Origin of the sequence: Bacillus sp. AR8-1 (assembly GCF_008042345.1) — a bacterium.
Taxonomy (GTDB): domain Bacteria; phylum Bacillota; class Bacilli; order Bacillales; family Bacillaceae_G; genus Bacillus_A; species Bacillus_A cereus.
The window spans coordinates 63,189-77,945 of record NZ_QNUB01000013.1 but is presented as its reverse complement, the minus strand read 5'-3'; the positions used below and the strand labels follow the sequence as shown (position 1 = coordinate 77,945).

Below are 14,757 nucleotides of genomic sequence, written 5' to 3'. Positions count from 1 at the left end.
AATGTAAGCGAATCCTCTTTTACACTACATTTTAGATAAAATAAATTTTCTTTCAGTTACATGAATACAAATACAGAAGTTTAAATAATACTCTTTTGGACTACACTTTACTTCATTAAATATCTAATATGAGTACTAAGCTTACACATATTATTCTGATTGAAAACAGACTATAGGGGCTGAATATATGGAAAAGAAATTCATGCGAGAATCTAAAGCCATTAAGACAACACGTGTTTTTCCTAACGATTTAAATAATCACCAAACACTTTTTGGGGGGAAATTATTAGCAGAAATTGATAGTATTGCTTCAATTGCGGCTGCAAGACATAGTCGTAAACATTGCGTAACAGCATCTATTGATTCAGTTGATTTTTTAACTCCAATTCACCAAGCTGATTCTGTTTGTTATGAAGCATTCGTATGTTATACAGGGAAATCTTCAATGGAAGTTTTCGTAAAAGTAATTGCAGAAAATTTATTAGCAGGCGAGCGTAGAATTGCTGCTACTTGCTTCATTACATTTGTAGCAATAAAAGATGGAAAACCTTCGTCCGTACCACAAGTACTACCTGAAACTGAGGAAGAACATTGGTTATACACAACCGGTTCAGAACGTGCGGAAAATAGAAAAAAAGGACGTTTAAAAAGCAAAGAAATGGCTGAGGTTTTAACTTTAAATAAACCTTGGAATATTTAATACAATACTCTTCCATATACATGCACAGATTTTTTCTTCCTTGCATGTATTTTTTTATACAAAATATCACCTCTTACCATTTTATTCTCAATCTGTTCTCCTAAATCATGCACCAGCTTTTCCTTTATTTTGTTATACTGTTAATGGTATATTAAATAAAGTTCGTTTAAAAATAACCATAATATGATTAAGTATATAAGGGATGGTGCGGTAATGACTATTGAAGTACCAATTTCAATACCAAAAACGTTAATTATTATTCCAGCGTATAACGAGGAAGAAGCAATTGCAGATACATTAACAAGATTATTAAAACTAAAACAGCATTTTACAGGATTAAGCATTTGTGTTATTAATGATGGATCACACGATAAAACAGCTCAAATCGTACAAGATTTTCCTGTTCACCTTGTGAATTTACCATATAACCTAGGTATTGGCTCAGCTGTACAAACTGGATATAAATACGCATATGAGAACGGATATGATATTGCGATTCAGTTCGATGCTGATGGACAACATAATCCAGATGATTTATATAAAATTATAAAGCCAATCGCTGAAGATGAATGCGATATGGTGCTAGGGTCACGTTTTACAGAAAAAACAGCATATAAAGGTAGTATTTCCAGAAGGATCGGTATTTTTTATTTTACTGCCCTATTGAAAGTACTAACAAAACAAACATTTATGGATCCAACTTCTGGATATCGTGCTATCAATCGAGAAGTAATTAAAATTTTTGCACACAACTATCCAAAAGATTATCCAGAACCAGAAGTTCTTATTCATTTAAAAAAGAAAAAACTTCGTATTAATGAAATATCTGTAAATATGCAAGAGCGACAAGGTGGACAATCTTCTATCACACCTTTTAAATCTGCATATTACATGATTAAAGTAAGTCTTGCTATATTGATGCAAAAAATCGTGAAAGGTTGATAATAAATGCCTATAATTACCTTTTCATTCATCTTTATTTTATTATTATTATTATTAATTATTAATTCCATTCGCCGTGGAACTTTAGAAACGAAATATGCTGTTTTATGGATTTTTGTTTGTATTGCAATGGCTATTTTAAGTTCTACCGATAAAATTATAAACTGGATTGGAAAACTATTAAAAGTAGAATATCCCCCTTCCATTTTATTCTTATTTGGACTATTATTCTGTTTCATCTTAATTTTTGACCTAACAAGAAAAATTTCTAAACAACATCATCAACTTGTAACATTAACGCAAGATTATGCGTTACTAAAGCAAAAATTAAATGCAACTGAGCCAGACAAAGACTAACCTAATATTTCATAGCTAATATAAAAAACCTCTTAATTTATTGCAAAAATTAAGAGGTTTTTTATTCTTAATAATAATTTATTCGCCTTCACAATCGTTACGATAGATACATCCTACTTAACTAATAAGTTAAAATGACATGAATAAGAAGTTATATGCAATAGACATGATAAAGCTGTTTGAAATACGAGAATTAACCATAAGAATCTAACTTCCCGCCACCTTTTTAATAGAAAGTTGATTTACAAAGTTTATATGCGTTAAACTTATACAGATGTTCTTGTAATCTTCTTCCTTTCAAAAGGCTTGTATATATGATGCAAGACATAAAAAACTTGAGGAGATAAAAATTCTATGATGGAACAAAAGCAACTTGTTTCTGTTGTCATACCCCTGTATAACACGGAAAAATATATTGAAGAAACGATGCAGTCAATACTAGATCAAACATATAAAAATATCGAAATTGTAATTGTAGATGATGGAAGTAAAGATCAATCACCTTCTATTGTGAAAAACCTTGCTGAAAAATATCCAGGGCAAGTAAAATACGTTCATCAAAAAAACCAAGGTGTTTCAGTAGCTCGTAATACGGGTATTGAAAATGCTAGCGGAGAATATGTCGCTTTTCTTGATAGCGATGACTTATGGCATCCAACTAAAATTGAGAAGCAAGTCGAAAGTATGCATAAAAACAACATGGACGCTTGCTATTGTGGTTATATGAATTTCTACGAAGAAACAGGCGAGAAGGTTGAACATACAACAAACTTTATTAAAGGTGATATGGCAAAAGCATTCCTAACGCATCAAGTTGTTGCTCAAACAAGTACTTGGATTTTCAAACGATCCATCGTAATGGATCATAACATTCGTTTTACACCAGAATGTAGTTGGGGCGAAGATTTAGAGTTTTTATTTAAACTTATGAGTGTGACAAATGTATGTTATGTCCATGAATACTTAACTTATTATAGAATCTTATCAGAAGGAAATCTTTCTTCTAAGTATAAAGATTATGAATTAAAAACGACAAAAGAGCTGGAAGTATTCAATCGTATGAAGGAATGGGTACATAATAAATCTCAAGATTTCATTACAAAAGATTCTCAGTTACTTATTGAAATTCTTGAGACTTATTTATTCCCTTATACAGTCATCAATAACGCTTGTATATATATTAAAGAAAACTCTCAATTAGATAAATCACAAGTTCAATTAATCAAAAAAGATATAAAGAAATATTGCCGTAAAATCTATTCAAAGAATGGAAAACGTAGTAAAAAACTATATGCAATGCTTTGGTTTGTACGAATTAAATTTCTGTTTTCTTAAACTGAAAATATAACGATACTCTCTCTTTCTGTGAACAAATCAAATTTACAAATAGGACAAGCTAACCGGGTCCTAAAGAATAGAAAGGTCTTTTCTCATGAAAACAAATAAAATTCTAAAAAACGCATCCTACCTGTTTGTAGGAAACATTACTGTCCGTTTTGTACTGGCTATTGCAACAATTTTCTTTGCAAGGTATGTTTCTCCAAGTGATTACGGTATGTTTACAACTGCGTTAGCAGTTTCAGCTGTTATTTGTTACTTTACAGATGCAGGTTTAACACATACGTTTATGCGTGAAGGAACGAGAAGCGATGCTAATATTAGCGTGTTAATAAGTAGTTACTTACGTATTCGTTTAATATTAGCTATCGTAATTTCTGTACTTTTCGCTATTTTTGCCCAGTTCTTCTATCCCGATGCTTACTTACGCGCGATGGTATATTGGGTTGTTCTACCAACAATGTTCGGAGCAACCTTACAAGGTGTTGGAATGGCTTACTTCCAAGTAACAGAACGCATGCAATTTACAGCTATTATTTCTGTACTACAAGGTGTAACTGCTGCTGCTGCCCTATTACTAGGGATGTCTTTCCAATGGTCACTTATGATGGTTGCTGCCATGTACGGGGTATCTAGTCTTGTAACAGGTGTTATCGCCTTTATAATGACAATACGTTATACGAAGGTCCATAGGGGTTGGGATAAAGGCATTTTAGATCAACTACTTATTTTTACAATCAATGGCATCATCATTATGCTCTTACCACAATTGGGCCCTATTATATTAGAAAAGGTTTCAACGTATAATCAAGTTGGATTCTTTGGTGCTGCATCTAAAATACCTGCTGTACTATATCAAATACCTGGGGTAATTGCAGCGGCCTTTTATCCAAGGCTTTTTGCTTTTGGTAATGAGAAAAATATTGAAGAACATAGAAAATTATCAAGTTTTGAATTAAAACTTATGTCTTTTTTAGGAATGGGAATTTCTATCCCCTTTATTGCGGATCCAAGTTTCTGGATTGTTAGTTTATTAGGAGAAGAATACGCTCCCGCCGGTGACGCTCTTGCTATTCTAGCGTTTATGGTTATTTTACAATCAATTAACTATCCACTAGCCGATAATTTAACAACGATTGGCCAGCAATGGAAACGTGCAACAACAATGACTATTGGATTAGTTGTTGCCATCATAGGTTATATTGTATTAGGTAGTAAATATGGAATGATGGGAGCAGCTGCCGCAGCTATCCTTACCGAAATTACACTATTAATCGGATTTACCCTCTTTATTCGTAAAGGCATGCAATTATTAGTTAAAGGAATTATATTTAATTCCTTAGCCTTTATTATTAGTTACGGTATATACCGAATTGCATTAATCAACTTACCGCCACTAATTGCTTTAACTCTTACTGGTATACTATACGGTATAATTGGAATTGGAATTGATCCTCAAATACGTGGATTTGTTTTAGGGTTTATAAAACAAAAGCTCATTCGCAAACATGCTTAAAAGCAAAAAGCTTTTCCTATTTAAAAATGGAAAAGCTTTTTGCTTTTTTATATACCATCATTTTTCTTCAGTAAAAAAATGCTATATATTCCAGCTCAAATTGACTTACTTTCTGAAAATGCCTTATACTAAATTATATATAAACTATGAAATTCAACGCTTGTAAAAATATATATGCTTCAACAAAAATATATATTTTCTCATGTTAAAACTAAAGAACACACCTTTAAAAATTGGTGTGTTTTTATATGCTACCTAAAAACTAGTTGCTACATGTAACGACTTTCAAAGGAGGATTATCAATTTTTATGAGCATAAAGCCGAATAATAAATTCTTTTCCAAGAAAACAATGATAATTATACCAATATTATTATTGTGCGCTTTTGCTTTTCATTATTTCTTTTTAACATCTAATCAAGCCTTTTCTGGTACAGGGGATGCGTTACGTCAATTTGGCTTTTTTACGTTTCTTCTACAACATGCCTTTAAAGATGGCAACCTTTTTTGGTCTTTTGATTATGGATTAGGTGGAGATTTATTTGGAGAGTTTAGTTATTATTACAGCACATCACCGTTTTTCTGGATTACACTGTTACTACCTAAACTAAGTCTTGAGCAAGTATATGACGTGAAATTATACATGAGTATTTTAAAAAACTTTTTAGCTATGGTATTCATGTATGGTTCTTTACGTTACCATAATAAAACAGCATTCTCATCTTTTGTTGCTGCTATTATATATGGTGGCTGTATTACTTTCATCCGCCACTCTTTACTATGGGATTTCATGGCTGATGCCATTGTATTTTTACCATTAGTAATATGGGGACTTGATAAATATATTATTGAAAAGAAGCACGGCCTTTTCCTAATCGCTGCTACTTTAATGTTAGCATCAAACTTTTATTTTGCTTTTATCACAAGTATTTTCATATTTATTTATGCATTATTCCAATACTTTGCGACACAACAAAATAAAACGATTGTCTCTTTTCTAACTTATTATATTAGAATCGGTTTATTGTACGGATTATCACTCGGTTTAGCCGCCGTTTGCTTCCTCCCATCAGTTAATGCCGTATTTAGCGCTGATCGACTATCAAAAAAGTTTGAGATACCATTATTATTTGAAGATAAATTTTATAAAGATTTAATGGAAAATATTTTCTTCATGTATAATGCTGAAAATCATCAATTAGCTTTACCAACTTTAATTTTATTCTTAATCGTATTTGGAATGTTTATACGTGATAAACTCGTTAAGAATAAAGTATTCTTTACGTTATTCATGTTCATTCTGTTTATGCTTCCATATACATATTCTATGTTTAATGGTTTTTCAGCAATGCAATCTAGATGGTTTTATTTATTTGTATTTGTAATTGCCCAAACAATTGCATACATTCTAGATTGGATGATTATTCATAAGAAAGACTACAAATTACCTTATTTAATAAGTTTATTAGTGTCTATTGGATTATTCATTTATGCATTTTATAGAAAGGCAAATATAAATGTAACTGATAAACCTTTACAAGACGTTGATAACATTTTACTCGGAACTGTCGTTCTTTCTGTTATTACAGTATGTTTATGGCGTTATATTTCTAAACCTTTCATACAATTTTTAGTTGTATTGAACGTACTCGTTAGCACAATTTCTATGAATTATATGTATGCGAATAATATACTTAGCACAGTTTACGGACAGAGCCAGATTTCAACTGAAAAGTTACACGAACCAGGCTATGATAATCAAGAAGAAATTGCTGCAATTCGCTACATACAAGAAAATGATAAAGACTTTTATCGTATTCTTAATCCATATAGCGAATATAACACACCAATGCTACAAGGATATCATGGCGTAAGTACGTATCAAAGCTTGGTTAATTATTATGTCCATGACTTTATGAAAAATAAATATGGCGTATTCCAAATGTACGATACACCTTCAATGTTTTATCAAGCTGATAGTCGACTACTACTCGAAAATATGCTAGGTATAAAATATCGCGTATTAAGTGCTGATACAGATTCAAAGAATGTACCTTATGGATATAAACTATTACAGCAAGTAGGACCATATAATATTTACAAAAATGACTATGCTTTACCGTTAGGATATGTATATGATTCGGCTATAAGTGAAGAAGAATTTTCTAAATTAAACTTCGCTCAGCGTGATCAATTATTATTACATGCTGTTGTCGTTAATAATACAAAAGAATTTTCATTAAACCATTTTAATAAACAAGACCTTAAATCAAAGGCAGTATCTATTAAAACGGAAAAAGCAAAATTCGAAAACATGAAAAAACAAGAAAATAAACTAATTGTTCATGGCTTTGGAAATATGATTGTACCTATCAATTATCCTGATACACCTGGTGATCTACTGATAGAATTAAAATTAAAAAATGCAGGCACATTCAATGCAACTGTTAATGGAAAAACGATAGGAAAAGGGGACGATGCTGGTGCATACTCTTATCCGTTAGAAAGGTTTGTTTACAATTTGGGCAATGAGCGTCCAGAAAACCTAACTATCTCTATTGATATGGCAGGTGAGTATGAATTAGGTGACTTGCAAGCAAATATTGTAAACTATGAAAGTATACAAAAAGAAACAAAAAAACTAACTGAAAATAGGCTTGAAAATATTTATTATAAGAACAATTATTTAAAAGGGGATATCAAATCAAATAAAGACGGGCTCTTATATCTATCTGTCCCATATAGTAAAGGCTGGACTATAAAAATTGATGGGAAAGAAACAAAATTTACGAAAGCGAATTCTGCCTTTATCGGTGTTCCAATTACAAAAGGTTCACATGTAATCGAAATGACTTACGTTACACCTTACTTCAAATTAGGTATGACCATATCAATCATCTCACTAATTATCTGTATAGCTTTACTAATTTTCAAAAATCCAAAAGCACGACGAAAATTTTCTTTTAAAAAGCAATAATGAGCACTTAATGAATCATGAAGCTATCTATTTAGATAGCTTCCTAAAATAATATCTAAATATTATTTTAATCCACTACAAACAAGGAGTGTCAAACATGACCCTTTCAATAGTTGTACCATGCTACAATGAAGAAAAGGTGCTTCGAGCCTTTTATTCAGAGACTTCCCTTGAAATTCATAAATTAACTACCGATTATGAATTTGTTTTTGTTAATGATGGTAGTAAAGATGATACTTTAAATATTTTACGTGATTTAGCTAGTGCAGATTCATCGGTACACTACATATCATTTAGTCGAAACTTCGGAAAAGAAGCTGCAATGTTAGCTGGTTTAAAATATGCTACAGGCGATGCAATTGTTATTATGGATGCTGACTTACAACACCCTCCTACGTTAATAAAAGAACTGTTAGAAGGATATAACGACGGCTACGACCAAGTCATTGCAAAAAGAACAAGAACTGGTGATTCACCCGTTCGCTCTTTCGTCTCTCGTCTTTACTATAAAGTGATGAATAAATTTGTAGATATTGAATTAGTAGACGGTATTGGTGACTTTAGACTTTTAAGTCGAAGAGCAGTAGATTCTTTATTATCTTTAAGTGAATACAACCGATTTTCAAAGGGCTTATTTTCTTGGATCGGTTATAACGAATTAATCATTGAATATGAAAATGTATTACGTTCTGATGGAGAAAGTAAATGGACCTTCTCGAAATTATTAAATTATGGAATTGATGGTGTAATTTCATTCAATAATAAACCGTTACGTCTATCTATATATCTTGGATTACTAACAACCATTTTAGGACTTTTATACGTAATCACTACGTTCGTTCAAATCATCCTCGGTGGTGTGGAAGTTCCTGGTTACTTTACTCTCATTTCCGCTATACTATTTATTGGCGGTATTCAACTCATATTCCTAGGTGTTATTGGTGAATATATCGGTCGTATTTATTATGAAACAAAACGTAGACCGCATTTTATTGTAGCTGAAAAGAAAGTTAGTGAAGTTAAACAAAAGGCATAACCAAAAAGTTACTTCTGTAGGAGAAGTAACTTTTTTATATACTAACATTTACAAACACTTCTTTTGAAAAAATATACATTTTGAAATGATAGCATTATATGAAAGAATTTAGTATCATGATTCAAGGTACTATTTCAAGTTGGACGGAGGATACTATGAGCTTATTAACAGTTGAAAAATTAGGACATACATTTGGCGATCGTACATTATTTAAAGATGTATCTATGCGATTATTAGCAGGTGAGCACGTTGGATTAGTTGGTGCAAACGGTGTTGGTAAATCAACATTCATGAATATCATTACTGGTCAGCTTATTCATGACGAAGGTCGTGTAGAATGGACACCAGGCACACATTACGGTTACTTAGATCAGCATACGGTTTTAACGCCTGGACGTACAATTCGTGACGTACTAGCGGATGCATTTTTACCGTTATTCGAAAAGGAAACAGCTTTAAATGAAGTTACAGAAAAAATGGGAACTGCTACACCAGAAGAACTAGAAGAACTTCTTGAACAAATGGCAGAAATACAAGATGCACTTGAAGCAGGTGGTTTCTATTTACTAGATATGAAAATTGAAGAGGCTGCACGTGGTCTTGGAATTGATGCTATTGGTTTAGATCGTGATGTTTCAGCACTAAGTGGTGGACAACGTACAAAAGTATTGCTTGCAAAGCTATTACTTGAACAACCAGAAGTGCTATTGCTTGATGAACCTACTAACTATTTAGATGTTGAACATATTCATTGGTTAACAACTTATTTAAAAGAATATCCACATGCGTTCTTATTAATTTCTCATGATACAGAATTTATGAACAAATGTGTTGATGTTATTTTCCATCTAGAATTCACAAAAATGACACGCTATACAGCGACATATGAAAAATTCCTAGAACTAGCAGAAATTAATAAAAATCAACATATAAACGCTTATGAAAAGCAGCGCGAGTTTATCAAAAAGCAAGAAGACTTCATTGCAAAGAACAAGGCTCGTTATTCAACGACAGGTCGTGCAAAGAGTCGTCAAAAACAACTTGATCGCATGGAACTTATTGATCGTCCGGAAACAGCAATTAAACCTGAATTCTCATTTAAAGAAAGTCGTGCAAGTAGTCGCTTTGTCTTTGAAGGTGAAAATGTAGAAATCGGATATACACATCCGCTACTACCAAAACTATCAATGACAATTGAGCGTGGTGAAAAAATTGCTATTGTTGGATGTAATGGTGTTGGTAAATCAACGTTACTAAAAACAATCTTAGGTAAAATTAAACCTTTAAACGGTAAAACAAGTCTTGGTGACTTCTTAGAGCCTGCATACTTTGAGCAAGAAGTTAAAGCTGATAATATAACACCAATTGATGATGTATGGAATACATTCCCTGGCCTAGACCAGCATCAAATTCGTGCGATGTTAGCAAAATGCGGATTAAAAAATGAACATATTTCTCGTCCATTAAGTCAATTAAGTGGTGGAGAACAAGCAAAAGTTCGTTTATGTAAGTTAATGGGTGAAGAAAGTAACTGGCTACTATTTGATGAGCCGACAAACCATCTTGATGTTACAGCAAAAGAAGAACTTAAGAAGGCTATGAAAGCATACAAAGGGACTATTCTTCTTGTATGTCACGAACCGGAATTCTATGAAGATTGGATCACAAAGGTTTGGGATGTAGAAGAATGGTCTCAAAATAGTAAGTAATCATTAATAAAAAACTCCTTGTGTAGACAAGGAGTTTTTTATTAAGAATTTTTTATATTGTAGTATCCTATAAGGCGTAAGCGAAATTCTTTTAATTCCGGATACACCTCTAAATTTGCTAACATACCTCTAATTACCGGAATTCTTGGATTAAGCAATCGCATTTCCGCCTCTAAAACATCTAATGTTACTAGCAGCTCATCGTCCTCTAATTGATCAGCTAGAGTGCGCTTAAATCCAATAATTTCTTTTAAAAAATGCTCTTTAACCTGTTCCTTAATGAGCTCTGATTTACAAAGAAATTCTCCAAGCTTTTCTTCATGTAAAATAGGCTCTTCCGAAGACTCTACCAAGCCATCTACTAAATTATCTACTCTTTTTAAAATAAAAGCAGAGACGTAAGATAAATCAATTTCTGTTGCTTGTAAAATAATTAATTCTAAATACCCACGGCATATGCCTTCCACCATAATTACTAAATCCAATAAATATGGCATAATCTTTTTACCATAAATGGACAATAAACTATTTCGATAAAATGCATGAGACTCTAACTTCATCCGCATCATAAATTCTTCCACTTCTTTATTAAACGGAATCGCATTTTCTCTCGCATGCATAATAATAAACTCTTTATGCTTTTGTATATCATTAAACTGACAATGTAATTGTTTTGCAAATTTTTCACGTGGTAACAAAGACTCTTGCTCAATATCCAGCATTTTCTTTTGAATTTTGTCATAATAATATCGAAGTGTCGCTAATAAAAGCTCATCTTTCGATTTAAAGTACAAATAAAAAGCTCCCTTTGAAATACCACAAGTGGTGACGATTTCTTGTACCGACGTTGCATTTACACCCTTAGTCGCAAATAACTTCATAGCCGATTCTATAATTAAACGCTCTTTTTCTTTCATATCTTCTCTCCTAAATTTAATCTCGCATCTTATTATGGATTTATTATACCATCTCTTTTTATTGACGATTGACCAAACGGTCAGTTATATTATGTATTAGACTGACCAGTTGGTCAATATAATAAAAAGGGAGCGCAAACATGAACAAAATCATCAATTTCTCGTTAAAAAATAAGTTCGCAGTTTGGCTACTAACCATTATTGTTACTATTGCGGGAATTTACTCTGGCCTCAATATGAAGCTGGAAACAATTCCTGATATTACAACACCGATTGTGACAGTAACTACGGTCTATCCTGGTGCTACACCAGAAGAAGTAGCCGATAAAGTTTCAAAGCCGATGGAAGAACAACTACAAAATTTAAGTGGTGTTAACGTTGTTAGCTCATCATCTTTTCAAAACGCATCTTCTATTCAAGTAGAATACGATTTTGATAAAAATATGGAAAAAGCAGAAACAGAAATTAAAGAAGCTCTCACAAATGTAAAGCTCCCTGACGGTGTTAAAGACCCTAAGGTTTCACGAGTAAACTTCAATGCTTTTCCAGTTATTTCGTTAAGCGTAGCAAGCAAGAATGAATCTTTAGCTACCTTAACTGAAAATGTAGAAAAAAATGTTGTACCAGGATTAAAAGGACTTGATGGTGTGGCATCTGTTCAAATTGCAGGTCAACAAGTAGATGAAGTACAGCTCGTCTTCAAGAAAGATAAAATGAAAGAACTAGGACTAAGTGAAGATACTGTAAAAAATGTGATTAAGGGATCGGATGTATCTTTACCACTTGGCTTATACACATTTAAGGACACGGAAAAATCAGTTGTTGTAGATGGCAATATTACAACGATTAAAACATTAAAAGAACTTAAAATCCCAGCTATACCTTCATCACCTAACGGTCAAGGTAGTCAAAATGCTGGCGCTGGCGCACAAACGCCACAAATGAATCCAGCTGCTATGAACGGGATTCCAACAGTTACATTAGACGAAATTGCTGACATTAAAGAAGTTGGGAAAGCAGAATCCATTTCTCGAACAAATGGAAAAGAAGCAATTGGAATTCAAATTGTGAAGGCCTCTGATGCAAATACAGTTGATGTTGTAAATGCAGTAAAAGATAAAGTAAAAGATCTTGAGAAAAAATATAAAGATTTAGAGATCATTTCAACATTCGACCAAGGTGCACCTATTGAAAAATCAGTTGAAACAATGCTAAGCAAAGCAATTTTCGGTGCTATCTTTGCGATTGTTATTATTATGCTGTTCCTACGAAATATTCGAACAACGTTAATCTCTGTCGTTTCAATACCACTTTCTTTATTAATTGCTGTTTTAGTCATAAAGCAAATGGATATTACGCTTAACATTATGACACTTGGAGCAATGACCGTTGCTATAGGCCGCGTTGTCGATGACTCAATTGTTGTTATTGAAAATATTTACCGACGTATGTCGTTATCAGAAGAGAAATTGCGCGGAAAAGATTTAATTCGTGAAGCTACGAAAGAAATGTTTATCCCAATTATGTCTTCTACCATTGTAACAATTGCTGTATTTTTACCACTTGGACTAGTAAAAGGTATGATTGGTGAAATGTTCTTACCATTTGCCTTAACTATCGTCTTCGCTTTATTAGCATCATTACTAGTAGCTGTTACAATCGTACCAATGCTAGCTCACTCTTTATTTAAGAAAGAGAGTATGAGGGAAAAAGAAGTACATCATGAAGAAAAACCAAGTAAATTAGCAAATGGTTATAAACGCATACTTGCATGGGCTTTAAATCACAAAATTATTACATCAAGTATCGCTGTCCTTCTATTGGTTGGTAGTCTTGCACTTGTACCAGTTATCGGTGTAAGTTTCTTACCTTCTGAAGAAGAAAAAATGATTATTGCAACATATAATCCTGAACCAGGTCAAACGTTAGAAGACGTTGAAAAAATTGCAACAAAAGCTGAGAAGCACTTCCAAGATAATAAAGACGTCAAAACAATTCAGTTCTCATTAGGTGGAGAGAATCCAATGAGTCCTGGTCAATCAAACCAAGCAATGTTCTTCGTGCAATATGATAACGACACGAAAAACTTCGAAAAAGAGAAAGAACAAGTCGTTAAAGATTTACAGAAGATGTCTGGCAAAGGCGAATGGAAAAACCAAGACTTCGGAGCAAGTGGCGGTAGTAATGAAATTAAACTATACGTTTACGGAGATAGCTCAGAAGACATTAAGCCTGTCGTAAAAGATATTCAAAATATCATGAAGAAAAATAAAGACTTAAAAGATATAGATTCTAGTATTGCAAAAACATATGCAGAGTACACTTTAGTCGCAGATCAAGAAAAGCTAAGTAAAATGGGCTTAACGGCTGCTCAAATTGGAATGGGACTTTCTAATCAACATGATCGCCCTATTCTGACAACAATTAAAAAAGACGGTAAAGATATCAATGTATATGTAGAAGCTGAAAAACAAAATTATGAAACAATCGATGACTTAACAAATCGCAAAATTACAACACCACTTGGTAATGAAGTAGCTGTGAAAGATGTTATGACTGTAAAAGAAGGTGAAACATCGAATACAGTAACACACCGAGATGGACGTGTTTACGCAGAGGTTAGTGCAAAACTAACATCTGATGACGTTTCAAAAGCATCTGCTGCAGTCCAAAAAGAAGTAGATAAAATGGATCTTCCTTCCGGTGTAGATGTTTCTATGGGCGGTGTTACTAAAGATATTGAAGAATCATTCAAACAACTGGGCTTAGCGATGTTAGCTGCGATTGCCATTGTATACTTCGTTCTTGTCGTTACATTTGGCGGTGCTCTTGCACCATTCGCAATTCTATTCTCGCTACCATTCACAATTATTGGGGCTCTTGTTGCCTTATTAATCTCTGGTGAAACATTAAGTGTATCTGCAATGATTGGGGCGCTTATGTTAATCGGTATCGTTGTAACAAACGCAATCGTGCTTATCGACCGCGTTATTCATAAAGAAAATGAAGGTTTATCAACACGTGAAGCTTTATTAGAAGCTGGTGCAACACGCCTTCGTCCGATTTTAATGACTGCAATTGCAACAATCGGTGCTCTTATCCCGCTTGCATTAGGATTTGAAGGTAGTGGCTTAATTTCTAAAGGACTTGGTGTAACAGTAATTGGTGGATTAACAAGTTCAACGTTATTAACACTTCTTATTGTTCCAATCGTTTATGAAGTATTAAGCAAGTTCAAAAAGAAAAAAGCAAAATAACAAAAAAATA

At 33.0% G+C, this 14,757-nt stretch carries 10 protein-coding genes; 9 read left to right on the top strand and 1 reads right to left on the bottom strand.

Annotated features, from left to right (window positions below):
- Positions 1-187: 187 nt before the first annotated feature.
- The 8 genes from DN400_RS08375 to DN400_RS08340 all read left to right on the top strand — a co-directional run bounded on the left by DN400_RS08375 (position 188) and on the right by DN400_RS08340 (position 10,573).
- Entirely contained in the window at positions 188-700 is a 513-nt protein-coding gene (locus tag DN400_RS08375) for an acyl-CoA thioesterase (RefSeq protein WP_000412123.1), read from the top strand.
- Between the two features lie 213 nt (positions 701-913).
- Entirely contained in the window at positions 914-1,642 is a 729-nt protein-coding gene (locus DN400_RS08370) for a glycosyltransferase family 2 protein (RefSeq protein WP_000151539.1), read from the top strand.
- A gap of 6 nt (positions 1,643-1,648) precedes the next feature.
- Positions 1,649-1,999 carry a DUF2304 domain-containing protein gene (locus tag DN400_RS08365; RefSeq protein ID WP_001121774.1) on the top strand — a complete coding sequence of 117 codons (351 nt, stop codon included), beginning with the start codon at positions 1,649-1,651 and terminating at the stop codon, positions 1,997-1,999.
- Between the two features lie 354 nt (positions 2,000-2,353).
- On the top strand, positions 2,354-3,334 hold the full coding sequence (locus tag DN400_RS08360; protein WP_000970530.1) for a glycosyltransferase family 2 protein: 981 nt from the start codon (positions 2,354-2,356) through the stop codon (positions 3,332-3,334).
- A 97-nt stretch (positions 3,335-3,431) separates the two neighbouring features.
- The gene (locus tag DN400_RS08355) at positions 3,432-4,853 is read left to right on the top strand and encodes an oligosaccharide flippase family protein (RefSeq protein ID WP_097997177.1); all 1,422 of its coding nucleotides are present in this window, start codon (positions 3,432-3,434) and stop codon (positions 4,851-4,853) included.
- A gap of 308 nt (positions 4,854-5,161) precedes the next feature.
- The gene (locus tag DN400_RS08350) at positions 5,162-7,828 is read left to right on the top strand and encodes a YfhO family protein (RefSeq protein ID WP_098312786.1); all 2,667 of its coding nucleotides are present in this window, start codon (positions 5,162-5,164) and stop codon (positions 7,826-7,828) included.
- Positions 7,829-7,925: 97 nt separating this feature from the next.
- Positions 7,926-8,864: a glycosyltransferase family 2 protein gene (locus DN400_RS08345; RefSeq protein WP_000175825.1), complete on the top strand. Its 939-nt coding sequence runs from the start codon at positions 7,926-7,928 to the stop codon at positions 8,862-8,864.
- Positions 8,865-9,019: 155 nt separating this feature from the next.
- Positions 9,020-10,573 carry an ABC-F family ATP-binding cassette domain-containing protein gene (locus DN400_RS08340; protein ID WP_063549394.1) on the top strand — a complete coding sequence of 518 codons (1,554 nt, stop codon included), beginning with the start codon at positions 9,020-9,022 and terminating at the stop codon, positions 10,571-10,573.
- Between the two features lie 41 nt (positions 10,574-10,614).
- On the opposite strand, the gene DN400_RS08335 is transcribed toward DN400_RS08340, so the two are convergent.
- The gene (locus DN400_RS08335; protein WP_065229623.1) at positions 10,615-11,490 is read right to left on the bottom strand and encodes a TetR/AcrR family transcriptional regulator; all 876 of its coding nucleotides are present in this window, start codon (positions 11,488-11,490) and stop codon (positions 10,615-10,617) included.
- Positions 11,491-11,630: 140 nt separating this feature from the next.
- Here DN400_RS08335 and DN400_RS08330 point away from each other — a divergent pair, with 140 nt between their 5' ends.
- Positions 11,631-14,747, top strand: a complete 3,117-nt coding sequence (locus tag DN400_RS08330; protein WP_147801629.1) for an efflux RND transporter permease subunit — start codon at positions 11,631-11,633, stop codon at positions 14,745-14,747.
- Positions 14,748-14,757 lie beyond the last annotated feature (10 nt).